The sequence below is a fragment of the Actinomadura napierensis genome, from assembly GCF_039529375.1.
Taxonomy (GTDB): Bacteria; Actinomycetota; Actinomycetes; order Streptosporangiales; family Streptosporangiaceae; genus Spirillospora; species Spirillospora napierensis.
This window is the reverse complement of sequence record NZ_BAAAMR010000022.1, coordinates 1-22,903: the sequence shown is the minus strand read 5'-3', so window position 1 is coordinate 22,903 and position 22,903 is coordinate 1. Positions and strand designations below refer to the sequence as shown.

At 68.7% G+C, this 22,903-nt stretch carries 19 protein-coding genes; all 19 read left to right on the top strand.

What is annotated here, in order from left to right; translation table 11 throughout:
* Window positions 1-106: 106 nt before the first annotated feature.
* Entirely contained in the window at window positions 107-3,574 is a 3,468-nt protein-coding gene (gene rpoB, locus ABD296_RS14800; RefSeq protein WP_344266613.1) for a DNA-directed RNA polymerase subunit beta, read from the top strand.
* A 20-nt stretch (window positions 3,575-3,594) separates the two neighbouring features.
* Window positions 3,595-7,467 (top strand): DNA-directed RNA polymerase subunit beta', encoded by a 3,873-nt coding sequence (locus tag ABD296_RS14795; protein ID WP_344266610.1) that lies wholly within the window; start codon window positions 3,595-3,597, stop codon window positions 7,465-7,467.
* Window positions 7,468-7,660: 193 nt separating this feature from the next.
* On the top strand, window positions 7,661-7,918 hold the full coding sequence (locus ABD296_RS14790; protein WP_344266607.1) for a hypothetical protein: 258 nt from the start codon (window positions 7,661-7,663) through the stop codon (window positions 7,916-7,918).
* 155 nt (window positions 7,919-8,073) lie between these two features.
* Entirely contained in the window at window positions 8,074-8,616 is a 543-nt protein-coding gene (locus tag ABD296_RS14785) for a nuclear transport factor 2 family protein (RefSeq protein WP_344266604.1), read from the top strand.
* A gap of 410 nt (window positions 8,617-9,026) precedes the next feature.
* Window positions 9,027-10,265 (top strand): helix-turn-helix domain-containing protein, encoded by a 1,239-nt coding sequence (locus ABD296_RS14780; protein WP_344266601.1) that lies wholly within the window; start codon window positions 9,027-9,029, stop codon window positions 10,263-10,265.
* 670 nt (window positions 10,266-10,935) lie between these two features.
* A complete protein-coding gene (locus ABD296_RS14775) occupies window positions 10,936-11,916 on the top strand; it encodes an aldo/keto reductase (protein ID WP_344266598.1) in 981 nt (326 codons plus the stop codon).
* A 242-nt stretch (window positions 11,917-12,158) separates the two neighbouring features.
* On the top strand, window positions 12,159-13,814 hold the full coding sequence (locus ABD296_RS14770) for a hypothetical protein (RefSeq protein ID WP_344266595.1): 1,656 nt from the start codon (window positions 12,159-12,161) through the stop codon (window positions 13,812-13,814).
* Window positions 13,815-14,326: 512 nt separating this feature from the next.
* Entirely contained in the window at window positions 14,327-14,701 is a 375-nt protein-coding gene (gene rpsL, locus ABD296_RS14765) for a 30S ribosomal protein S12 (RefSeq protein WP_030176166.1), read from the top strand.
* On the top strand, window positions 14,701-15,171 hold the full coding sequence (rpsG, locus tag ABD296_RS14760) for a 30S ribosomal protein S7 (RefSeq protein WP_285920162.1): 471 nt from the start codon (window positions 14,701-14,703) through the stop codon (window positions 15,169-15,171). Before rpsL ends, rpsG begins: the two co-directional genes overlap by 1 nt.
* Window positions 15,172-15,219: 48 nt before the next feature.
* On the top strand, window positions 15,220-17,331 hold the full coding sequence (gene fusA / locus ABD296_RS14755) for an elongation factor G (RefSeq protein WP_344266586.1): 2,112 nt from the start codon (window positions 15,220-15,222) through the stop codon (window positions 17,329-17,331).
* Between the two features lie 84 nt (window positions 17,332-17,415).
* Window positions 17,416-18,609, top strand: a complete 1,194-nt coding sequence (gene tuf, locus ABD296_RS14750; RefSeq protein WP_344266584.1) for an elongation factor Tu — start codon at window positions 17,416-17,418, stop codon at window positions 18,607-18,609.
* A 106-nt stretch (window positions 18,610-18,715) separates the two neighbouring features.
* The gene (gene rpsJ / locus ABD296_RS14745) at window positions 18,716-19,024 is read left to right on the top strand and encodes a 30S ribosomal protein S10 (protein WP_018657599.1); all 309 of its coding nucleotides are present in this window, start codon (window positions 18,716-18,718) and stop codon (window positions 19,022-19,024) included.
* Window positions 19,025-19,038: 14 nt separating this feature from the next.
* Window positions 19,039-19,689: a 50S ribosomal protein L3 gene (gene rplC, locus ABD296_RS14740; RefSeq protein ID WP_208268506.1), complete on the top strand. Its 651-nt coding sequence runs from the start codon at window positions 19,039-19,041 to the stop codon at window positions 19,687-19,689.
* Window positions 19,686-20,288 (top strand): 50S ribosomal protein L4, encoded by a 603-nt coding sequence (rplD, locus tag ABD296_RS14735; protein WP_344266577.1) that lies wholly within the window; start codon window positions 19,686-19,688, stop codon window positions 20,286-20,288. The genes rplC and rplD overlap by 4 nt, the downstream gene beginning before the upstream one ends.
* A 12-nt stretch (window positions 20,289-20,300) precedes the next feature.
* Entirely contained in the window at window positions 20,301-20,600 is a 300-nt protein-coding gene (rplW, locus tag ABD296_RS14730) for a 50S ribosomal protein L23 (RefSeq protein WP_285920176.1), read from the top strand.
* A 45-nt stretch (window positions 20,601-20,645) separates the two neighbouring features.
* Window positions 20,646-21,479 carry a 50S ribosomal protein L2 gene (gene rplB / locus ABD296_RS14725; RefSeq protein ID WP_344266568.1) on the top strand — a complete coding sequence of 278 codons (834 nt, stop codon included), beginning with the start codon at window positions 20,646-20,648 and terminating at the stop codon, window positions 21,477-21,479.
* 12 nt (window positions 21,480-21,491) lie between these two features.
* Complete coding sequence (gene rpsS, locus ABD296_RS14720; RefSeq protein WP_148347474.1) at window positions 21,492-21,773, top strand: 30S ribosomal protein S19; 282 nt, start codon at window positions 21,492-21,494, stop codon at window positions 21,771-21,773.
* Window positions 21,774-21,805: 32 nt separating this feature from the next.
* Entirely contained in the window at window positions 21,806-22,183 is a 378-nt protein-coding gene (rplV, locus tag ABD296_RS14715; protein ID WP_151543208.1) for a 50S ribosomal protein L22, read from the top strand.
* A partial coding sequence (gene rpsC, locus ABD296_RS14710; RefSeq protein ID WP_344266557.1) for a 30S ribosomal protein S3 occupies window positions 22,183-22,903 on the top strand: 721 nt, incomplete at its 3' end. The genes rplV and rpsC, both read left to right, overlap by 1 nt.

The window sequence follows — 22,903 nt, the reverse complement described above, 5'->3', positions numbered from 1 at the left end:
CTCCCGAGCGGGTCCGTTTTGGCCCCTAACGCACGGGTCTTGGACGTGGATCGTCTGGCGTGCGTGTCGTCAGTTACGCCGCGAGCCCTCGGAAGGACCACCACTCTTGGCAGCCTCGCGCAACGCCTCGAATACCGCAACCGGTCCGAACCGCGTCTCCTTCGCGCGCATCAAGGAGCCGCTCGAAGTCCCGGACCTCCTTGCTCTGCAGACCAACTCCGTTGACTGGCTGCTGGGCAATGAGAGGTGGAAGGCCCGGGTCGAGGCGGCCCAGAAGGCCGGAAGTAAGAGCGTCCCGACCCAGTCGGGGCTGGAGGAGATCTTCGAAGAGATCAGTCCGATCGAGGACTTCTCCGGAACCATGTCCCTCTCGTTCCGCGACCACCGGTTCGAGCCGCCCAAGTACTCCGTCGAGGAGTGCAAGGACAAGGACATGACCTACTCCGCCCCGCTGTTCGTCACGGCGGAGTTCATCAACAACACCACCGGTGAGATCAAGAGCCAGACGGTGTTCATGGGCGACTTCCCGCTCATGACCCCGAAGGGCACCTTCATCATCAACGGCACCGAGCGCGTCGTCGTCTCGCAGCTGACCCGCTCGCCCGGCGTCTACTTCGACCGCGCCCTCGACAAGGCGTCCGACAAGGACATCTACGGCTGCCGGGTCATCCCGAGCCGCGGCGCCTGGCTCGAGTTCGAGATCGACAAGCGCGACAACGTCGGCGTGCGCATCGACCGCAAGCGCAAGCAGCCGGTCACCGTGCTGCTCAAGGCCCTCGGCTGGGACGAGGCCCGCATCCGCGAGCGCTTCGGCGCCTACGAGTCGATCAACGTCACCCTGGAGAAGGACCACACCTCCGGCCAGGACGACGCGCTCCTCGACATCTACCGCAAGCTGCGGCCGGGCGAGCCGCCGACCCGCGAGTCGGCGCAGACCCTGCTGGAGAACCTGTACTTCAACCCCAAGCGGTACGACGTCGCCAAGGTCGGCCGCTACAAGATCAACAAGAAGCTCGGCCTCGACCTGGACATGCGCCAGGGCACCCTGACCGAGGACGACGTCGTCGCCACGATCGAGTACCTCGTCCGGCTGCACGCCGGCGAGGACGAGGCCACCCTCGGGGCCGTCCCGGTGCCGATCGAGGTCGACGACATCGACCACTTCGGCAACCGGCGCCTGCGCACGGTCGGCGAGCTGATCCAGAACCAGGTCCGGCTGGGCCTGGCCCGCATGGAGCGCGTCGTCCGCGAGCGGATGACCACCCAGGACGTCGAGGCGATCACGCCGCAGACGCTGATCAACATCCGGCCGGTCGTCGCCTCCATCAAGGAGTTCTTCGGCACCAGCCAGCTGTCGCAGTTCATGGACCAGACCAACCCGCTGGCCGGGCTGACGCACAAGCGCCGCCTGAACGCGCTGGGCCCGGGCGGTCTGTCGCGTGAGCGCGCCGGCATGGAGGTCCGCGACGTCCACCCGTCGCACTACGGCCGCATGTGCCCGATCGAGACGCCGGAAGGCCCGAACATCGGCCTGATCGGCTCGCTCGCCGCGTTCGGCCGGGTCAACCCGTTCGGGTTCGTCGAGACCCCGTACCGCAAGGTCGAGGACGGCCGGGTCACCGAGCAGATCGACTACCTGACCGCCGACGAGGAGGACCGCTTCGTCATCGCGCAGGCCAACTCCCTGCTCAACGAGGACGGCACCTTCCAGGACGACCGCATCCTGGTCCGCCGCAAGGGCGGCGAGGTCGAGCTCGTCCCGGCCCGCGAGGTCCAGTACATGGACGTCTCGGCCCGGCAGATGACCTCGGTCGCGACCGCGATGATCCCGTTCCTGGAGCACGACGACGCCAACCGCGCGCTGATGGGCTCCAACATGCAGCGCCAGTCCGTCCCGCTGCTGCGCAGCGAGGCGCCGCTGGTCGGCACCGGCATGGAGTACCGCGCGGCGACCGACGCCGGCGACGTGATCACGGCCGAGAAGGCCGGCGTCGTCGAGGAGGTCTCGGCCGACTACGTGACCGTCATGAACGACGACGGCACCCGGACGACCTACCGCGTGTCCAAGTTCAAGCGCTCCAACCAGGGCACCTGCTTCAACCAGAAGCCGATCGTGGACGAGGGCCAGCGGGTCGAGTTCGGGCAGGTCGTCGCCGACGGCCCGTGCACCGACGACGGCGAGATGGCGCTCGGCAAGAACCTGCTCGTGGCGTTCATGCCGTGGGAGGGCCACAACTACGAGGACGCGATCATCCTCAGCCAGCGGCTGGTGCAGGACGACGTCCTCTCCTCGATCCACATCGAGGAGCACGAGGTCGACGCCCGCGACACCAAGCTCGGCCCCGAGGAGATCACCCGGGACATCCCGAACGTCTCCGAGGAGGTCCTGGCCGACCTCGACGAGCGCGGCATCATCCGCATCGGCGCGGACGTCGTCCCCGGCGACATCCTGGTCGGCAAGGTCACGCCCAAGGGCGAGACGGAGCTGACCCCCGAGGAGCGGCTGCTGCGCGCGATCTTCGGCGAGAAGGCCCGCGAGGTCCGCGACACCTCGCTGAAGGTGCCGCACGGTGAAGAGGGCAAGGTCATCGGCGTCCGGGTGTTCTCCCGCGACGAGGGCGACGAGCTCCCGCCGGGCGTGAACGAGCTGGTCCGGGTGTACGTGGCCCAGAAGCGCAAGATCACCGACGGCGACAAGCTGGCCGGCCGGCACGGCAACAAGGGCGTCATCTCCAAGATCCTCCCGGTCGAGGACATGCCGTTCATGGAGGACGGGACGCCGGTCGACATCGTGCTCAACCCGCTGGGCGTGCCCGGCCGGATGAACGTCGGCCAGGTCCTGGAGACCCACCTCGGCTGGGTCGCCTCCCGCGGCTGGAAGGTCGAGGGCGACGACGCCGACTGGAAGCGGGCGCTCAAGGAGATCGGCGCCGACGAGGCCGCGCCGTGGACCAACACGGCCACCCCGGTCTTCGACGGTGCGCGTGAGAACGACGTCACCGGGCTGATCCAGAGCACCCTGCCCAACCGCGACGGCAACCGGATGGTGGGCCCGGGCGGGAAGGCGAGGCTGTTCGACGGTCGCACCGGCGAGCCGTACAACGAACCGGTCTCGGTCGGCTACATCTACATCCTCAAGCTGCTCCACCTGGTCGACGACAAGATCCACGCCCGCTCGACCGGCCCCTACTCCATGATCACCCAGCAGCCGCTCGGCGGTAAGGCCCAGTTCGGCGGCCAGCGCTTCGGTGAGATGGAGGTGTGGGCGCTGGAGGCGTACGGCGCCGCCTACGCCCTGCAGGAGCTGCTGACCATCAAGTCCGACGACGTCCTCGGCCGCGTGAAGGTGTACGAGGCCATCGTCAAGGGCGAGAACATCCCCGAGCCCGGCATTCCCGAGTCCTTCAAGGTGCTCATCAAGGAGATGCAGTCGCTGTGCCTCAACGTCGAGGTGCTCTCCAGCGACGGCATGTCCATCGAGATGCGCGACACCGATGAGGACGTCTTCCGCGCGGCGGAGGAGCTCGGCATCGACCTGTCCCGGCGCGAGCCGAGCAGTGTCGAAGAGGTCTGATCAACTCAAGGGGAAAACAGTTGCTTGACGTCAACTTCTTCGACGAGCTTCGCATCGGCCTGGCGACCGCCGACGACATCCGCCAGTGGTCCCACGGCGAGGTGAAGAAGCCGGAGACGATCAACTACCGGACCCTCAAGCCGGAGAAGGACGGGCTCTTCTGCGAGAAGATCTTCGGCCCGACCCGGGACTGGGAGTGCTACTGCGGCAAGTACAAGCGCGTCCGGTTCAAGGGCATCATCTGTGAGCGCTGCGGCGTCGAGGTGACCCGCGCCAAGGTGCGCCGTGAGCGGATGGGCCACATCGAGCTGGCCGCGCCGGTCACGCACATCTGGTACTTCAAGGGCGTCCCGTCGCGCCTCGGCTACCTGCTGGACCTGGCCCCGAAGGATCTCGAGAAGATCATCTACTTCGCGGCCTACATGATCACCAGCGTGGACACCGAGCGCCGCGACCGCGACCTGCCGACGCTGGAGGCCCACATCTCCGTGGAGCGCCAGCAGATCGAGCAGGCCCGCGACGCGCAGGTCGAGGCCCGCCAGCAGAAGCTGGAGGGCGACCTCGGGGAGCTCGAGGAGGCCGGCGCGAAGGCCGACCAGAAGCGCAAGGTGCGCGACGGCGCCGAGCGGGAGATGAAGCAGCTGCGCGACCGCGCGCAGCGCGAGCTCGACCGCCTCGACGAGGTGTGGAGCCGGTTCAAGAACCTCAAGGTCCAGGACCTGGAGGGCGACGAGCTGCTCTACCGCGAGATGCGCGACCGGTTCGGCAAGTACTTCGAGGGCGGCATGGGCGCCGCGGCCATCCAGGCGCGGCTGCAGAACTTCGACCTCGACGCCGAGGCCGAGAAGCTGCGCGACATCATCCGCACCGGCAAGGGCCAGAAGAAGGCCCGCGCCCTCAAGCGGCTGAAGGTCGTCTCGGCGTTCCTCAACACCCGCAACAGCCCGCTCGGCATGGTGCTGGACTGCATCCCGGTGATCCCGCCGGACCTGCGTCCGATGGTGCAGCTGGACGGCGGCCGCTTCGCGACCTCCGACCTGAACGACCTGTACCGCCGGGTCATCAACCGGAACAACCGGCTCAAGCGCCTGCTCGACCTGGGCGCTCCCGAGATCATCGTCAACAACGAGAAGCGGATGCTGCAGGAGGCCGTCGACGCGCTGTTCGACAACGGCCGCCGCGGCCGCCCGGTCACCGGGCCGGGCAACCGTCCGCTGAAGTCGCTGTCCGACATGCTCAAGGGCAAGCAGGGCCGGTTCCGGCAGAACCTGCTGGGCAAGCGCGTCGACTACTCCGGCCGTTCGGTCATCGTCGTCGGCCCGCAGCTGAAGCTGCACCAGTGCGGCCTGCCCAAGCAGATGGCGCTGGAGCTGTTCAAGCCGTTCGTGATGAAGCGGCTGGTCGACCTCAACCACGCGCAGAACATCAAGTCCGCCAAGCGGATGGTCGAGCGCGCGCGCCCGGTCGTGTGGGACGTGCTGGAAGAGGTCATCACCGAGCACCCGGTCCTGCTGAACCGGGCGCCGACCCTGCACCGCCTGGGCATCCAGGCGTTCGAGCCGCAGCTGGTCGAGGGCAAGGCGATCCAGATCCACCCGCTCGTCTGCACCGCGTTCAACGCGGACTTCGACGGCGACCAGATGGCGGTGCACCTGCCGCTGTCGGCCGAGGCGCAGGCCGAGGCCCGGATCCTGATGCTGTCGACCAACAACATCCTGAAGCCGTCGGACGGCAAGCCCGTCACCATGCCCACCCAGGACATGGTCATCGGCCTGTACTGGCTGACGACGCAGAAGGACGGCGCCGACGGCGAGGGCCGCGCGTTCGGCTCGATCGCCGAGGCGATCATGGCCTACGACCGGCACGAGCTGGACCTGCAGGCCAAGATCCAGATCCGGCTGAAGGACGTCCCGCCGCCGCGCGGCTGGCAGGCGCCCGAGGGCTACGAGCCCGGCCAGCCGTACCGGCTGGAGACCACGCTCGGCCGCGCGCTGTTCAACGAGACGCTGCCGGACGACTTCCCGTTCGTCGACGACGAGATCGGCAAGAAGCAGCTGTCGGCGATCGTGAACGAGCTGGCCGAGACCTACCCGAAGGTCGCGGTGGCCAACGCGCTGGACGCGCTGAAGAGCACCGGTTTCCACTGGGCCACCCGGTCCGGGGTGACCATCTCCATCGACGACGTCGTCACGCCGCCCAACAAGCAGGACATCCTGAGCGGCTACGAGGCGCGCGCGGAGAAGGTGCAGCGCGAGTTCAACCGCGGTCTGATCACCGACGACGAGCGCAAGCAGGAGCTCATCGAGATCTGGAACAAGGCCACCGCGGACGTCGCGGTGGACATGGAGAAGGCGTTCCCGAAGGCCAACCCGATCTGGATGATGATCCAGTCGGGCGCCCGCGGCAACCCGCTCCAGCTGCGCCAGATCGCCGGCATGCGCGGCCTGGTCTCCAACCCCAAGGGCGAGACCATCCCGCGTCCGATCAAGTCGTCCTTCCGCGAGGGGCTGTCGGTCGTCGAGTACTTCATCTCGACGCACGGCGCCCGGAAGGGCCTCGCGGACACCGCGCTGCGCACCGCCGACTCGGGTTACCTGACCCGTCGTCTGGTGGACGTCGCGCAGGACGTCATCGTCCGCGAGGTGGACTGCGGCACCGACCGCACGATCCCGTTCGAGGTCGCCGAGAAGCTGCCGGACGGCACGCTGGTCAAGCTGGCCACCTCGGAGACCGCGCTGGTCGGCCGCACGATCGCCGAGGACGTCGAGGTCGACGGGACGGTCATCTTCCCGGCCGACACCGACCTGTCCGACGCGGTGGTCACCCGGCTGGTCGAGGCGGGCGTGGAGTCGGTGCGCACCCGCAGCGCCCTGGTCTGCGAGGCGAAGATCGGTGTCTGCGCCGCCTGCTACGGCCGCTCGCTGGCCACCGGCAAGCGGGTGGACGTCGGCGAGGCCGTCGGCATCATCGCCGCGCAGTCCATCGGTGAGCCCGGCACCCAGCTGACCATGCGGACGTTCCACACCGGCGGTGTCGCCGGCGGTGACATCACGCACGGTCTGCCGCGTGTCCAGGAGCTGTTCGAGGCCCGCATCCCCAAGGGCGTGGCCCCGATCAGCGAGGTCGCCGGCCGGATCAAGATCGACGAGACGGAGAAGACCCGCAAGGTCGTCGTCGTCCCGGACGACGGGTCCGACGAGATCGCCTACCAGGTGCCCATGCGGTCCCGGCTGCTGGTCAAGGAGGGCGAGCACGTCGACGTCGGCCAGCAGCTCATCGCGGGTGCGATCAACCCGCACGAGGTGCTGCGCATCCTCGGCCCGCGCGCGGTGCAGCTGCACCTGGTGCACGAGGTCCAGGAGGTGTACCGGTCGCAGGGCGTGTCGATCCACGACAAGCACATCGAGATCATCGTCCGCCAGATGCTGAAGCGGGTGAACATCCTCGAGTCGGGCGACACCGAGCTGCTGCCGGGCGACCTGGTCGAGCGTCCGATCTTCGAGGAGAGGAACCGGAACGTCGTGGCCGAGGGCGGGGTCCCCGCCGCCGGCCGCCCGGTCCTGATGGGCATCACCAAGGCCTCGCTCGCGACCGAGTCGTGGCTGTCGGCGGCGTCCTTCCAGGAGACGACCCGGGTGCTCACCGAGGCGGCGATGCACGCCAAGAGCGACCCGCTGCTCGGCCTCAAGGAGAACGTCATCATCGGTAAGCTCATCCCGGCCGGTACCGGCATGCCGCAGTACCGCAACGTCCGGGTCGAGCCGACCGAGGAGGCGAAGGCGGCGGTGTACTCCGTCGGCTCCTACGACGACGGCGCCGAGTACGCCTTCGGGCAGGGCTCCGGCGAGGCCGTGCCGCTGGAGGAGTACGACTTCGGCCAGTACAACCGGTAACACCTGAACCGCGGGGTCCGTCCCCCGGTGGCGAAGGCCCCTTCCGCAGCCGCGGGAGGGGCCTTCCGCGTGGGCCGGGCACGCGATCTACCAGCGCTTTTACCCGTTTTCTTGACCTTTGAGGGTGTTTTGCGGTGTCGTGTCCGGGGACGACCTCGATGCTGGCTAATGTACGCGTCGGGGGAGGAATCACATGAAGAGGGTCATTACCGCATCGCTGCTCGCCATGGCCGTCGTGGTCGGTGGAGTGGGTACCGCCAGCGCCGCCCAGCCGTCCAGGACCGATCAGAAGGCACCGGCGAGCACGCAGCAGGGCTGCCGCACGTACTCCAGCGTGAAGGAGTGCGGCAAGCTCAACCTGAACGCCAAGCAGCGCGCCTGCGAGGCCAAGTACGTCAAGCTGGGAATGACCCAGAGCCGAGCAGAGGTGGAGTGCTACGCCTTCAACTGACCGGCGCACACGAAAAGGGCCCGCTCCCCAAGGAGCGGGCCCTTTCTCGCGGATCTGCCTGGGGATGATGAACTACGGAGACCCCGGGCAGCGTCCGGTCATCACTGTGCGTGTGCCGAGCGCGCTCGGGGCGGGGGCGGGGTTACGGTGAGCCGGTGACCGATACTCCTCGCGATGTCTTCTTGAAACTCGTGCACGGCGTTTGTGAAGAGCGCTGGGCGGACGTGGTGGACCTGTACGCGGAGCGAACCGATGTCTGCCACCCGTTCTTCCCGCTGGAGGCGTCGCCGATGCGCTCCCGCGAAGCTCTGCGCACCCATTTCGGCGGCGGACCACAGCCGTACCAGGGCCCGACCCTGCGGCGTCGGCCAACCCGGATCAATGTTCACCAGACCACCGACCCCGAGGTCATCGTGGCCGAATTCCAGTACGAAGGCATCGTGGTGGAGACCGGCGAACCCTTCGCCATCCCTGCTGTCTTCGTCATGCGCGTCCGGGACGGAAAGATCGTCGAATCCCGCGACTACCTTGACCACCTGCGCTCGGCTGCGGCCCGCGGGCAGCTCCCCGAGGTCTTGGATGCCATCCGAGACCACCACGCCAAGGACCGTGTCACTGACCCACCAGGTCACAACAGCGCCGAGCCTCCTAGGCCGAAGAGCACCGATACCCATCAGCCCAGAGCGACCACAGAGTAATCAGGGACGGCCAGATAACTCCCCACTAACTGGCCGCCAACGGGGAATCCCAACTGACCGCTAACAGCATGGGGAGTTGAAGCCGCCGCGAAGCGCGGGGGCCGCTGCGTGGCCGGGACCGCAAGCAGCGGCTCGGATTCCGCCATCTCCACCGCGTACCCGTGCGCCTTGAGCGCCTGCGCCAGCGCCCAGACCCGCAGCCGCCGAGCTTCCGTCACCTCTGAGGCTTCCGTTGCCATGGGGGCCGTCCTTCCGTCGAGACGATGAGCGTCGGGGGCACAGGGAGAGGGTTGACCCGTTCACCTGCTGCCTTTTCCATGGCTTGAGCCTGTCTGTTCGGCCTGTCTCCTCAGAGGCGCCTACGTGGGGGCCAGGGACGGGCCAGACTGAAGGCCAAGGGAGGGGCCAGCGTGATCAACGAAAGGCGTCGGCGCTTCGGTGCGTACCTCGCACGCTTGCGACGTGATGCGCGCAAGAGCCAGAGACAGCTAGCCGAGTCGTTGTGCCGGATCTCGGGAACGGCCTCCGTGACACGCCACGAGATCAGCCGTTGGGAGCGAGGCGAGCGCATCCCCGACGTGTGGCTTCCCGCCCTCTCCGTGGCTCTGAGCATCCCCCTGCGAACCCTCGAAAGGGCAGCGGCCCACGCACGCGGCGAGGACATCGGCGCCGGTGCCCCCAGTCCGGCCGAGGCACTCGCCTACTTCCTGCCTGACCACGACGTGGAGCTTGGACCACTGGCCAGCACCGCAGGCCGCCGGGTCGGAGCATCCACGGCGGCCGCGCTTGCCGACCGCGCGCACGGTCTACGGCTCGCGGACGACGTCATCGCCAGCGGCGATCTACTCGCACCGGCACTCCGCGAACTGGACGGCGCCGTCCAGCTCTACCGAGAGACGACGCACTCCGAGGAGACCGGCCGGTCTCTGCTCAGCAGCATCGGGGAGATAGCCCAGATCGCGGGTTGGATTGCGAGCGACGCGGGCGAGCACAACCAGGCCGCGCACGCCTACCGACTCGGCGTCTCGGCAGCCAGGGAGGCGGGAGACCTCTCGCTAGTCGGCAACCTCGCGGGGAGCCTCGCCTACCAGCTCTCCAACACCTGCCATGAAGACGACGGGCTGAGCCTCGCCCGCGCCGCCCTGGACGAGGCCGGGCCGGACGCACCAACCAAGGCCCGCGCGCTCTACCTTGACCGGGTCGCATGGGCGCAGACCAAGGCGGGCAACCCGCAGCCGGCGATGCGCGCTCTCGCCGAAGCCCACGAGGCCATGGCCGACGAGGACTCCCAGGAGGCGCCCGACTGGGCTTACTGGGTCTCGCCCGAGGAACTCGACGTGATGGACGCCCGTGTCTACACCGAACTCCGGCGCCCGCTACGAGCCGTCCCGCTACTGCAAGAAGTCCTCAGCCGGTACGACTCCACCCACACGCGCGAACTCGCGCTCTACCTCTCATGGCTCGCCGTCGCCCTGGTGGACGCCAACGAGCCCGAAGAGGGCGCCAAGACCGCGCGGCACATGCTCGACCTCGCGGCCGACTTCCCCAGCGACCGGACCGCCCGACGTGGGCGCGTCGTTCTCGCCAAGCTGGAGCCTTACCGGGACGTCCCAGAGGTTCGCGAGGTACTCGACACGTACGCGGCCTGACAAGAGACGAGCCCCGCACCGGATGGGATAGGTACCGCCGCCGCCGCACCTCGGAAGCGCTCGTCTCGTCCCGCGCTTCCTTCGCCGCTGTGGCGGCTTCATGCCTGTTCTTCTCGCTACGGAGCTGGCTGATCTGCTGTTCCAGGCCGGGAACCAGCCTGAAGAACAGGTCATTAGTGATCTGCCGGGCGTTCCACTGCCGGGTCAGCGTCTCTAGCTGCTCCTCCACCGCCCTGAGTTCGGCCGCGCCCTCCCACTCCTTACCACGCGGGCCGGAGGACAACGACGCCTCTTCCAGCTTGGCGAGCACGGCTTCCGAGACGAACATGTCGACGAGGTCACCGCGCCGGGAGGCGCCACCGCAGCCACCCTCAGCACGGCACAGGCAGGTGTACGTGTGATGCGCTGCATCCTTCGGCCCGTTGGAGCGAAGCGGAGTGTCGCAGAGGTTACCGTCCGGGAGGCGCCGGCCACAGCGCAGGATGCCCGACAGTAGATAGGTGTGATCGCGGTAGTCGGCAGGGTGCGTCGGCCCGGAATGCTCCTCGCCTCCAGGGGCGTCGGCACCCTCCTCTATCCCGAAGCCCGAATTCCGGTTGCGTTCGGGTGCGTTTGGTGATCGCCCGGGCGGCGGTGCACCGTGGAGGGCGCTGAGGCGAGAGGAGAAGCCATGGAACAGGTGCGGCTCGGGACGACGGGGACCAGGGTCTCGCGGATCTGCCTGGGGATGATGAGCTACGGCGACCCCGGGCAGCGTCCCTGGGCGCTGGCGGAGGAGGCGGCGGAGCCGATCGTCCGGAGGGCGGTCGAGGCGGGCGTGACGTTCTTCGACACCGCCGACATGTACTCGCGCGGCGCGAGCGAGGTCATCACCGGGCACCTGCTGGCGAAGCTGTTCCCTCGCCGGGAGGAATACGTCCTCGCGACCAAGGTCTGCCTTCCCGTGGGCGACGGGCCCAACGACAAGGGGCTGTCCCGCAAGCACATCATGGCGGCCATTGACGACTCGCTGCGGCGGCTGGGCACCGACTATGTGGACCTCTACCAGATCCACCGCTGGGACAATGAGACGCCCATCGAGGAGACCATGGAGGTCCTCAACGACGTGGTGCGCGCGGGCAAGGCACGGTACATAGGCGCGTCCAGCATGTTCGTGTGGCAGTTCGCCAAGGCGCAGCACGTCGCGGAGAAGCACGGCTGGACGAAGTTCGTCACGATGCAGAACCACTACAACCTGCTGTATCGCGAGGAGGAGCGGGAGATGAACCCGTTCTGCGTCGACCAGGGCGTCGGGCTCGTCCCGTGGAGCCCGCTCGCGCGCGGGCGGCTGGCGGGGAACCGCGACCGCGGCGGGCAGGCCAACACGGTGCGGGCCGGCAACGACGCCTACGGCGACATGATGTACGACGAGGCCGACTTCGACGTCATCGACGTCGTCCGCGAGGTGGCGGGGGAGAAGGGCGTCCCCATGGCGCAGGTCGCGCTCGCGTGGCTGCTCGGACGCCCGGGGGTGACGGCCCCGATCGTCGGCGCGACGAAGACCGCGCACATCGACGACGCGATCGCGGCGGCCGGGCTCACACTGGACGACAAGGACGTCGAGCGGCTGGAGGCGCCGTACCGCCCGCATCCGGTCCGCGGGCACGGCTGACCGCGGCCGGGGCGTTCGCGCTGGTGAGGCGCCCGCCCGGAACGTACCGTGGGCGCCGGGCGTCGAACTGGAGCGATGATTTGCGATACCACCGGCTATCGGGGCAGGCTGGAGGCCAGAACGCCCACGGGCGGTCAGACCGCCACGGGACGAGACGAGTGACAGATCCGGGGACCGCACGGCGGATCCCCGGCGACCGGGACTCAGGAGCCCCGGGACGACGGCGCTGAAGGAGCCCGACGATGACCGAGAATGACGGCACGCAGGGACCGCAGCGGCCGTTGCCGGAGGACGAGGGCCGCCAGGCCCCCGAGGAGCGGGGCGAGCCTCCCGCGCGTCCGCTGGGCGACCGGACCGTGGTGTTCGGCGCCCCGCAGCTGGGCGGCGCGGCCGGCGGGCAGCGGCCCCAGGCGCCGCAGGAGCCCGGTGAGCCGGAGCGGCGGACGCCCCCGCCGCCCCCGACGATGGTCGAGCAGCCGATGCCGCAGTACGGCGAGCAGCCCCCGCCTCCTCCGCAGCAGTACGGCGCCCCCCAGTACGAGCAGCAGCAGGAGCAGCAGCCGTACGGCCAGCAGCCCTACGGGACGCCTCCGGGCCCCGGCGGCTTCCCGCCGCCGCAGGAGCAGCAGTACGGCGGCCCCCAGGGCCAGCAGTACGGGCAGCAGCCGGAACAGCAGTACGGGCAGCCGCAGCAGGGGTACCCGCAGCAGCCGATGCACGGCGCGCCCCAGTACGAGCAGGAGCAACAGCCGTATGGCCAGCCGCCCTTCGGCGGCCAGCCCGGGTACGCGCCGCCTGCCGAGCCGCGCGCGCCCGAGGGCGGGGCGCCCGCCGAGCAGGCGCCGCCGGCCCCCGGGCAGCCGCAGGAGGGCGGCAACGACCGGACCCTGATCGTCCCCGGACCCGGCACCGGACCGCAGGAGCCCGAGCGGCCGCAGCGCCCCCCGGTGGACGACCAGGCCACGCTGCACTGGTCGCCCGGCACCGACATCCCCGTCGCGACCGGGCCCGAGCGCCGGCAGGAGCCGCCCGCCGAGCCGTGGCAGGTGCCGGTCCCGCCGTCGACGCCCGAGCCGTGGTCGCCTGAGGCGTCCCAGCCGGGTCAGGGCCAGCCGGGGCAGGGCCAGAGCGACCGCGAGCGGACGATGATGGTGCCGCCGCCCGACTCCGGCTTCGGTGGCGCCCCGCAGGCGGAGGAGCCGCCCGCGTTCGGCGCGCCGGGCGGCCGGGGCGTCGAGGACGCCCGCCCGACCGAGGCGTTCGACCCGTCCGCGCAGGCGCAGGGACGGCACGCCGCGGAGCCGTCCGGGGGGATGGCCGAGCACACCCGCCTGGACATCGGGCAGCAGTCGTGGCAGCCGCAGGCCCAGCAGCAGCAGCCGCAGGCGGGCGCGCAGCCGTTCGGCCAGCAGGACTACGGCCAGCAGCAGGAGTACGGCCAGCAGGGCGCGCAGCCGTTCGGCCAGCAGGGCGAGCAGCAGCAATACGGCGCCCAGCCGTTCGGTGCCCCCCAGGACCAGCAGCAGTACGGCCAGCAGCCCGGCCAGCAGTACGGCGGCCAGCAGGAGTACGGGCAGCAGGAGTACGGCCGCCAGCAGGGCCAGCAAGGCCAGCAAGGCCAGCAGGGCTACGGGCAGCAGCAGGAGTTCGGCCAGCAGGGCGCGCAGCAGTTCGGCCAGCAGGGCGAGCAGCAGCAGTTCGGCGGCCAGCCCCAGTTCGGCCAGCCGGGCCAGCCCGCCCAGCAGGGGCAGTTCGGGCAGCCGGGACAGTACGGTCAGCCGTCCACGTACGGGGCCGACGAGGGCAAGAGCGGCAAGAGCAACACGCTGCTCTACGTCATCGGCGGCGTCGTGGGCGCGGTGATCGTGATCGTGCTGGTCGTCGCGTTCCTGCTCTAGGGCGCCCCGGCCCGGGGACGACGTAAAACCTGGTCGACGTCTTCCCCAACGGCCGGGATGTGGGACACAATGCCGACGGGTCTTTCCGCCTCCGTGGCGGGAACATCCGTCGGCATTCTCCCGTTGATCTAGACGGTGAGTCGGCTACCGAGGGCCTCCCGGGCTTGCGCCGGAAGGGGCCTGCACGGTAGTGCGCCGTTCGCTTTGCACTTTCGCGGAGCGGTCGGTAACCTCTTCACTTGTGCCCGCTGTATGCGGGCCGCTATGCGTGCGCGCCGGCAGGGTCCGAGTTGGGACCGGCTCAGCGCCGCAACCACTCCCCGGCTTGATTCGGCCCGTTCATGGGCCGGGCGGTCTGTGTCGGTTGGTCGCGGGCAATGCTCCGTGAACCGGCGACACGCCCGACCGCGTGGGTCGGAGAGGTCGGGAAACCGGCAGGTCACAGCCTCGCCTGAGGTGGTGATTGCAGCAAAAAGACTTACCGGCTCGGTACGAGGGAAGACGGAGACGCGGTGCCCACGATCCAGCAGCTGGTCCGAAAGGGCCGCCAGGACAAGGTGACCAAGAACAAGACGCCCGCGCTGAAGGAGAGCCCCCAGCGGCGGGGCGTCTGCACGCGCGTCTACACGACGACGCCCAAGAAGCCGAACTCCGCGCTTCGCAAGGTCGCCCGTGTCCGGCTGACCAGCGGGATTGAGGTCACGGCCTACATCCCCGGCGTCGGTCACAACCTGCAGGAGCACTCGATCGTGCTCGTGCGCGGCGGCCGTGTGAAGGACCTCCCGGGTGTTCGGTACAAGATCATCCGCGGGTCGCTCGACACCCAGGGCGTCCGCAATCGCAAGCAGGCGCGCAGCAAGTACGGCGCGAAGAAGGAGAAGAGCTGATGCCGCGCAAGGGCCCTGCTGGCAAGCGCCAGCTGATCGCTGACCCGGTGTACAACTCGCCGCTGGTCACCGCGCTCATCAACAAGATTCTCCTGGACGGCAAGCGCTCCATCGCGCAGCGCATCGTGTACGAGGCTCTCGAGGGCGCCCGCGAGAAGACCGGCAACGACCCGGTCGTCACGCTGAAGCGCGCGCTCGACAACGTGAAGCCGACCCTGGAGGTCCGCAGCCGCCGCGTCGGTGGCGCGACCTACCAGGTCCCCGTCGAGGTGCGGCCGGCCCGCAGCACCACCCTCGCCCTGCGCTGGCTGGTGGTGTACGCCCGGCAGCGTCGCGAGAAGACCATGACCGAGCGGCTGATGAACGAGCTGCTCGACGCGAGCAACGGCCTCGGCGCGTCTGTGAAGAAGCGCGAGGACACCCACAAGATGGCGGAGTCCAACAAGGCCTTCGCCCACTACCGCTGGTAACCCCGGCGGGTTGAGAACGACGAGACGACGCGAGGACGCGAGGACACTGTGGCTACCAAAACCGGTGTAGACCTGGCCAAGGTCCGCAACATCGGGATCATGGCCCATATCGACGCTGGCAAGACCACGACGACCGAGCGGATCCTGTACTACACGGGCATCAGCTACAAGATCGGCGAGGTCCACGACGGCGCCGCCACCATGGACTGGATGGAGCAGGAGCAGGAGCGGGGGATCACCATCACCTCCGCCGCCACCACCTGCGAATGGCCCGTCGACGACGTCAAGCACACGATCAACATCATCGACACCCCCGGGCACGTCGACTTCACCATCGAGGTGGAGCGCAACCTGCGGGTGCTCGACGGCGCGGTCGCGGTGTTCGACGGTGTCGCCGGCGTGGAGCCGCAGTCCGAGACGGTGTGGCGGCAGGCCGACCGCTACGGCGTGCCCCGCATGTGCTTCGTCAACAAGCTCGACCGGGTCGGCGCCGAGTTCCACCGCTGCGTCGACATGATCGAGAACCGTCTCAACGCGGTCCCGCTCGTGCTGCAGCTGCCGATCGGCGCCGAGGCCGACTTCAAGGGCGTCATCGACCTGGTGAACATGAAGGCCCTCGTCTGGAACGAGGAGGCCAAGCTCGGCGAGATGTACGACACGGTCGACATCCCCGAGACGCACGCCGAGTCGGCCCGCGAGTGGCACGACAAGCTGGTCGAGACGCTCGCCGAGAACGACGACGAGATCATGGAGCTCTTCCTGGAGGGCCACGAGCCCACCGTGGAGCAGCTGCACGCCGGCATCCGGCGCGCGACGATCGCCGCCGCCGTGACGCCGGTGACCTGCGGCACCGCCTTCAAGAACAAGGGCGTGCAGCCGCTGCTGGACGCGATCGTCCGCTACCTGCCCTCGCCGCTGGACGTCGAGGCCATCGAGGGCCACGCCGTCCGCGACGAGGAGAAGGTCCTCACCCGCCGGCCGAGCGAGGACGAGCCGTTCTCCGCGCTCGCCTTCAAGATCGCCAGCGACCCGCACCTGGGCAAGCTCACCTTCGTGCGCGTGTACTCCGGCGTGCTGGAGTCCGGCGCGAACGTGATGAACTCCGTCAAGGAGCGCAAGGAGCGCATCGGCAAGATCTACCGGATGCACGCCAACAAGCGCACCGAGATCGAGCGCGCGGGCGCGGGCGACATCGTCGCGGTGATGGGCCTCAAGCAGACCACCACCGGTGAGACGCTGTGCGACGAGAAGTCCCCGATCGTCCTCGAGTCGATGAACTTCCCGGCGCCGGTCATCCACGTGGCGATCGAGCCGAAGACCAAGGCCGACCAGCAGAAGCTGGGCACCGCGATCCAGCGGCTGGCCGAGGAGGACCCGTCCTTCCAGGTCCGCTCGGACGAGGACACCGGCCAGACCGTCATCTCCGGCATGGGCGAGCTCCACCTGGAGATCCTCGTCGACCGGATGAAGCGGGAGTTCAAGGTCGACGCCAACGTCGGCAAGCCGCAGGTGGCCTACCGCGAGACCATCAGCAAGAAGGTCGAGAAGGTCGAGTACACCCACAAGAAGCAGACGGGCGGCTCCGGCCAGTTCGGCCGCGTGATCATCGACCTGGAGCCGCTCGGCGGCGGGTCCGACGGTTACGAGTTCGAGAACAAGGTCACCGGCGGCCGCATCCCGCGGGAGTACATCCCGTCGGTCGACGCGGGCTGCCAGGAGGCCGCGGAGTTCGGCGTCCTCGCCGGCTACCCGATGGTGGGCGTCAAGGTCACCCTGCGAGACGGCGCCTACCACGAGGTCGACTCGTCGGAGATGGCGTTCAAGGTCGCCGGCTCCATGGCGTTCAAGGAGGCCGCCCGCAAGGCGTCCCCCACGCTGCTGGAGCCGATGATGGCCGTCGAGGTCACCACGCCCGAGGACAACATGGGCGACGTGATCGGCGACCTCAACAGCCGCCGCGGCCAGGTCCAGTCCATGGACGAGCGGAGCGGGATGCGCGTCATCAAGGCGCTCGTGCCGCTGTCCGAGATGTTCGGCTACGTGGGTGATCTGCGCAGCAAGACCCAGGGCCGGGCTGTCTTCACCATGCAGTTCGACTCCTACGCCGAGGTTCCGGGGAACGTCGCGCAGGAGATCATCGCCAAGGCGCGGGGCGAGTAGCACCCGGGCCTGCCCACAGATCACACCAGACGTACATCGAAGCGGTCGTTCCAGACGGCCGAGGATCGCAACAAGGAGCAACCAGTGGCGAAGGCCAAGTTCGAGCGGACGAAGCCGCACGTGAACATCGGCACCATCGGTCACATCGACCACGGTAAGACCACGCTTACCGCGGCGATCACCAAGGTGCTCCACGACAAGTACCCGGACCTGAACCCGTACACGCCGTTCGAGGACATTGACAAGGCCCCCGAGGAGCGCGAGCGCGGGATCACGATCTCCATCGCGCACGTCGAGTACCAGACCGAGTCCCGGCACTACGCCCACGTGGACTGCCCCGGTCACGCGGACTACATCAAGAACATGATCACCGGTGCGGCGCAGATGGACGGCGCCATCCTGGTGGTCGCCGCGACCGACGGCCCGATGCCGCAGACCAAGGAGCACGTGCTCCTGGCCCGCCAGGTCGGCGTCCCCTACATCGTCGTCGCGCTGAACAAGTGCGACATGGTGGACGACGAGGAGATCCTGGAGCTCGTCGAGCTCGAGGTCCGCGAGCTGCTGTCCGAGTACGAGTTCCCGGGCGACGACGTTCCCGTCGTCCGCGTGTCCGCCTACCAGGCGCTGCAGGGCGACGAGAAGTGGGCCGCCACGATCGGCGAGCTGATGGACGCCGTCGACGAGAACGTGCCGGAGCCGGTCCGCGACATCGACAAGCCGTTCCTGATGCCGATCGAGGACGTCTTCTCGATCACCGGCCGCGGCACGGTCGTGACCGGCCGCATCGAGCGCGGTGTCATCAACGTCAACGAGACCGTCGACATCATCGGCATCAAGAACGAGACCAGCTCGACCACGGTCACCGGTGTCGAGATGTTCCGCAAGCTGCTCGACCAGGGCCAGGCGGGCGACAACGTCGGCCTGCTGCTGCGCGGCACCAAGCGCGAGGACGTCGAGCGCGGCCAGTGCGTCATCAAGCCGGGCACCACGACCCCGCACACCGAGTTCGAGGCGCAGGTCTACATCCTGTCCAAGGACGAGGGCGGCCGCCACACGCCGTTCTTCAACAACTACCGTCCGCAGTTCTACTTCCGGACCACGGACGTCACCGGCGTGGTGAACCTCCCCGAGGGCACCGAGATGGTCATGCCGAGCGACAACACCGAGATGCGCGTCGAGCTGATCCAGCCCGTCGCCATGGAGGAGGGCCTGAAGTTCGCCATCCGCGAGGGCGGCCGGACCGTCGGCTCGGGTCGCGTCACCAAGGTCATCAAGTAACACCCTCTCGTGAGCGGCGGCCCGGGCCGCCCCCGGGCATCCCGGGCCGCCGCGTCACGATCCTGAAGTAACCAGCGGCACTACAGCAAAGGACACCGAGGCCACCATGGCGGGACAGAAGATCCGCATCCGGCTCAAGGCCTACGACCACGAGGTCATCGACACCTCCGCGAAGAAGATCGTTGAGACGGTGACGCGGACGGGCGCCAAGGTCGCGGGCCCGGTGCCGCTGCCGACCGAGAAGAACGTGTACTGCGTCATCCGCTCGCCGCACAAGTACAAGGACAGCCGCGAGCACTTCGAGATGCGCACGCACAAGCGGTTGATCGACATCATCGACCCGACGCCCAAGACGGTCGACTCGCTGATGCGGCTCGACCTTCCGGCCGGCGTTGACATCGAGATCAAGCTCTGAGGGACGCACCAGAAATGAGTACGCAGAGGAAGGGCGTCCTGGGCGAGAAGCTCGGCATGACCCAGGTCTTCGACGATGAGGGCCGGATCGTTCCGGTGACCGTCGTCCAGGCCGGGCCGTGTGTCGTCACGCAGCTCCGCACCCAGGAGAAGGACGGCTACACCGCCGTCCAGATCGGGTACGGGCAGATCGACCCGCGCAAGGTGAACAAGCCGCGCACGGGTCACTTCGAGAAGGCCGGCGTCACGCCGCGCCGCTACCTCGTCGAGCTGCGCTCCGATGACACCACCGAGTACGAACTCGGCCAGGAGATCACCGCTGGCGTCTTCGAGGCCGGCCAGAAGATCGACGTCACCGGCACGAGCAAGGGCAAGGGCACCGCGGGCGTCATGAAGCGCCACGGGTTCAAGGGCCTCAGCGCCTCCCACGGCACCCAGCGCAAGCACCGCTCGCCGGGGTCGATCGGCGGCTGCGCGACCCCCGGTCGCGTCTTCAAGGGCCTGCGCATGGCGGGACGGCACGGCAACGCCCGTACCACCGTGCAGAACCTGACCCTCCACGCCGTCGACGCGGAGAAGAACCTGCTGCTCATCAAGGGCGCGGTTCCCGGTCCCAACGGCGCCGTGGTGCTGGTCCGCGACGCAGTGAAGGGGACGGGCAAGTGACTTCGAAGATCGACATCGATCTGCCCGCGGAGGTCTTCGACGCGAAGACCAGCGTGCCGCTGATCCACCAGGTCGTGGTGGCGCAGCTGGCCGCGGCGCGGCAGGGGACGCACTCGACCAAGACCCGCGGCGAGGTGTCCGGCGGCGGCAAGAAGCCGTACCGGCAGAAGGGCACCGGCCGGGCCCGCCAGGGTTCCACCCGGGCGCCGCAGTTCGCCGGCGGCGGCGCGGTGCACGGCCCGCAGCCGCGGGACTACTCGCAGCGGACGCCCAAGAAGATGAAGGCCGCCGCGCTGCGCGGCGCCCTGTCGGACCGCGCCCGCTACGGCCGGGTGCACGTCGTCGACAGCATCATCGAGGGCGACACCCCGAAGACGAAGACGGCGCTGGCGGCGCTGCGCTCGGTCACCGAGGCCAAGCGCGTCCTCCTGGTCCTGGACCGCGAGGACGAGCTGACCTGGAAGAGCCTGCGCAACGAGCCGAGCGTGCACGTGATCGTCTCGGACCAGCTCAACACCTATGACGTGCTGGTGAACGACGACGTCGTCTTCACGCAGAAGGCGTACGACGAGTTCATCTCGCGCGCGGCGAAGAAGTAAGGAGGGTCGCTCATGAACAAGATCGCCGACCCCCGCGACGTCATCATCGCGCCGGTCGTCTCGGAGAAGAGCTACGGGCTGCTGGACGAGAACAAGTACACGTTCGTGGTCCGCACCGACGCCAACAAGACGCAGATCAAGCAGGCCGTCGAGTCGGTGTTCGGCGTCAAGGTGACGAACGTGAACACGCTCAACCGGTCCGGCAAGCGCAAGCGCACCCGGTTCGGCTACGGCAAGCGCAAGGACACCAAGCGCGCCATCGTCAGCCTCGCCGAGGGCGAGCGGATCGACATCTTCGGCGGTCCGGCCTAAGCGGCCGGAGCCGTCCGAGGACTGAAATAGGGATGAACGAAAAAGATGGGCATCCGTAACTACAAGCCGACGACTCCGGGTCGTCGCGGCTCCAGCGTGGCCGACTTCGTCGAGGTCACGCGCCGTGAGCCGGAGAAGTCGCTGCTGCGTCCGCTCCCCAAGAAGGGCGGCCGCAACAACCACGGCCGCATCACGACCCGGCACCAGGGCGGCGGTCACAAGCGCGCGTACCGCGTGATCGACTTCCGCCGGCACGACAAGGACGGCGTCCCGGCGAAGGTCGCGCACATCGAGTACGACCCGAACCGCACCGCGCGCATCGCGCTGCTGCACTACGCCGACGGTGAGAAGCGCTACATCCTCGCGCCGCGGAACCTGCGCCAGGGCGACCGCGTCGAGAACGGGGCGGGCGCGGACATCAAGCCGGGCAACTGCCTGCCGCTGCGCAACATCCCGACGGGTACCGTCATCCACGCCATCGAGCTGAAGCCCGGCGGCGGCGCCAAGATCGCCCGCAGTGCGGGCGCCGGCGTCCAGCTGCTGGCCAAGGAGGGCAAGTACGCCACGCTGCGCATGCCCTCCGGCGAGATGCGGATGGTGGACGTGCGCTGCCGCGCGACGGTCGGCGAGGTCGGCAACGCCGAGCAGTCGAACATCAACTGGGGCAAGGCCGGCCGGATGCGGTGGAAGGGCAAGCGCCCGACCGTCCGCGGTGTGGCCATGAACCCGATCGACCACCCGCACGGTGGTGGTGAGGGCAAGACCTCCGGTGGCCGGCACCCGGTGAACCCGAACGGTAAGAAGGAAGGCCGCACTCGCCAGGCGAACAAGTCGAGCGACCGGCTGATCGTCCGTCGTCGCAGCAAGAAGAAGCGGTAGGAGTCGCTCGTCATGCCACGTAGCCTTAAGAAGGGCCCCTTCGTGGACGACCACCTGATGAAGAAGGTGGACGTCCAGAACGAGAAGGGCACCAAGAACGTCATCAAGACGTGGTCCCGGCGCTCCATGATCGTGCCGGACATGATCGGTCACACGATCGCCGTGCACGACGGCCGCAAGCACGTGCCGGTGTTCGTCACCGACGCCATGGTGGGTCACAAGCTCGGCGAGTTCGCGCCGACGCGGACGTTCCGCAGCCACGTCAAGGAAGACCGCCGCAGCCGTCGAGGCTGAGCGGGCAAGTTCGTAGGAGAGAGGGAACAGCGATGGAAGCCAGGGCCCAGGCGCGGTTCATCCGCGTCACGCCCATGAAGGCCCGCCGCGTGGTGGACCTCATCCGCGGCCTGCCCGCCGCGGAGGCGCAGGCGGTGCTGCGGTTCGCCCCCCAGGCCGCCAGTGAGCCGGTGGGCAAGGTGCTGGCCAGTGCCATTGCCAACGCCGAGCACAACTTCAAGCTCGACACGGGCACGCTCGTCGTGAGCGGCGCGTGGGTCGACGAGGGGCCGACGCTGAAGCGTTTCCGCCCCCGCGCCCAGGGTCGGGCCTACCGCATCAACAAGCGCACGAGCCACATCACCGTGGTCGTCGCCCCGAAGGACGAGGTCGCTTCGGCCGGCGGTAAGAAGACGAGGAGGGCCCGGTAGTGGGTCAGAAGATCAACCCGCACGGGTTCCGGCTCGGGGTCACGACCGACCACAAGTCCGTGTGGTTCGCCACGAAGCTCTACAAGGACTACGTGAAGGAAGACGTCCAGATCCGGCGCATGCTGCAGAAGGGCATGGACCGGGCGGGCATCTCCAAGGTGGAGATCGAGCGGACCCGTGACCGGGTCGAGGTCAACATCCACACCGCCCGGCCGGGCATCGTGATCGGCCGCCGCGGCGCGGAGGCCGAGCGCCTCCGGGGCGACCTGGAGAAGCTGACCGGCAAGCAGGTCCGGCTGAACATCCTCGAGGTGAAGAACCCCGAGATCGACGCGCAGCTCGTCGCGCAGGGCGTGGCCGAGCAGCTGTCCAGCCGGGTCGCGTTCCGCCGCGCCATGCGCAAGGCGATCCAGTCGGCGATGAAGTCGGGCGCCAAGGGCATCAAGGTCCAGTGCGGCGGCCGCCTCGGCGGCGCCGAGATGTCGCGGTCGGAGTTCTACCGCGAGGGCCAGGTCCCGCTGCACACGCTGCGCGCCGACATCGACTACGGGTTCTACGAGGCCCGGACGACGTTCGGCCGCATCGGCGTGAAGGTGTGGATCTACAAGGGCGAGGCCGCGGCGACGCGCGCCGAGCGCGAGCAGAAGGCCGCGCAGCAGCGCGCCGCGGGCGGTGGCGGCGGTGGCCGTGAGCGCCGCGGCGGTGGCGGCGGCGACGGTG

Excerpts from the sequence above, each read along its gene's own strand:
- rplC (WP_208268506.1), top strand. The coding sequence starts at position 19,039 with ATGAGTACGCAGAGGAAGGGCGTCCTGGGCGAGAAGCTCGGCATGACC.
- rplW (WP_285920176.1), top strand. The coding sequence starts at position 20,301 with ATGAACAAGATCGCCGACCCCCGCGACGTCATCATCGCGCCGGTCGTC.
- rpsG (WP_285920162.1), top strand. The coding sequence starts at position 14,701 with ATGCCGCGCAAGGGCCCTGCTGGCAAGCGCCAGCTGATCGCTGACCCG.
- ABD296_RS14775 (WP_344266598.1), top strand. The coding sequence starts at position 10,936 with ATGGAACAGGTGCGGCTCGGGACGACGGGGACCAGGGTCTCGCGGATC.
- ABD296_RS14770 (WP_344266595.1), top strand. The coding sequence starts at position 12,159 with ATGACCGAGAATGACGGCACGCAGGGACCGCAGCGGCCGTTGCCGGAG.
- rplV (WP_151543208.1), top strand. The coding sequence starts at position 21,806 with ATGGAAGCCAGGGCCCAGGCGCGGTTCATCCGCGTCACGCCCATGAAG.
- ABD296_RS14790 (WP_344266607.1), top strand. The coding sequence starts at position 7,661 with ATGAAGAGGGTCATTACCGCATCGCTGCTCGCCATGGCCGTCGTGGTC.
- rplB (WP_344266568.1), top strand. The coding sequence starts at position 20,646 with ATGGGCATCCGTAACTACAAGCCGACGACTCCGGGTCGTCGCGGCTCC.
- rpsJ (WP_018657599.1), top strand. The coding sequence starts at position 18,716 with ATGGCGGGACAGAAGATCCGCATCCGGCTCAAGGCCTACGACCACGAG.
- rpsS (WP_148347474.1), top strand. The coding sequence starts at position 21,492 with ATGCCACGTAGCCTTAAGAAGGGCCCCTTCGTGGACGACCACCTGATG.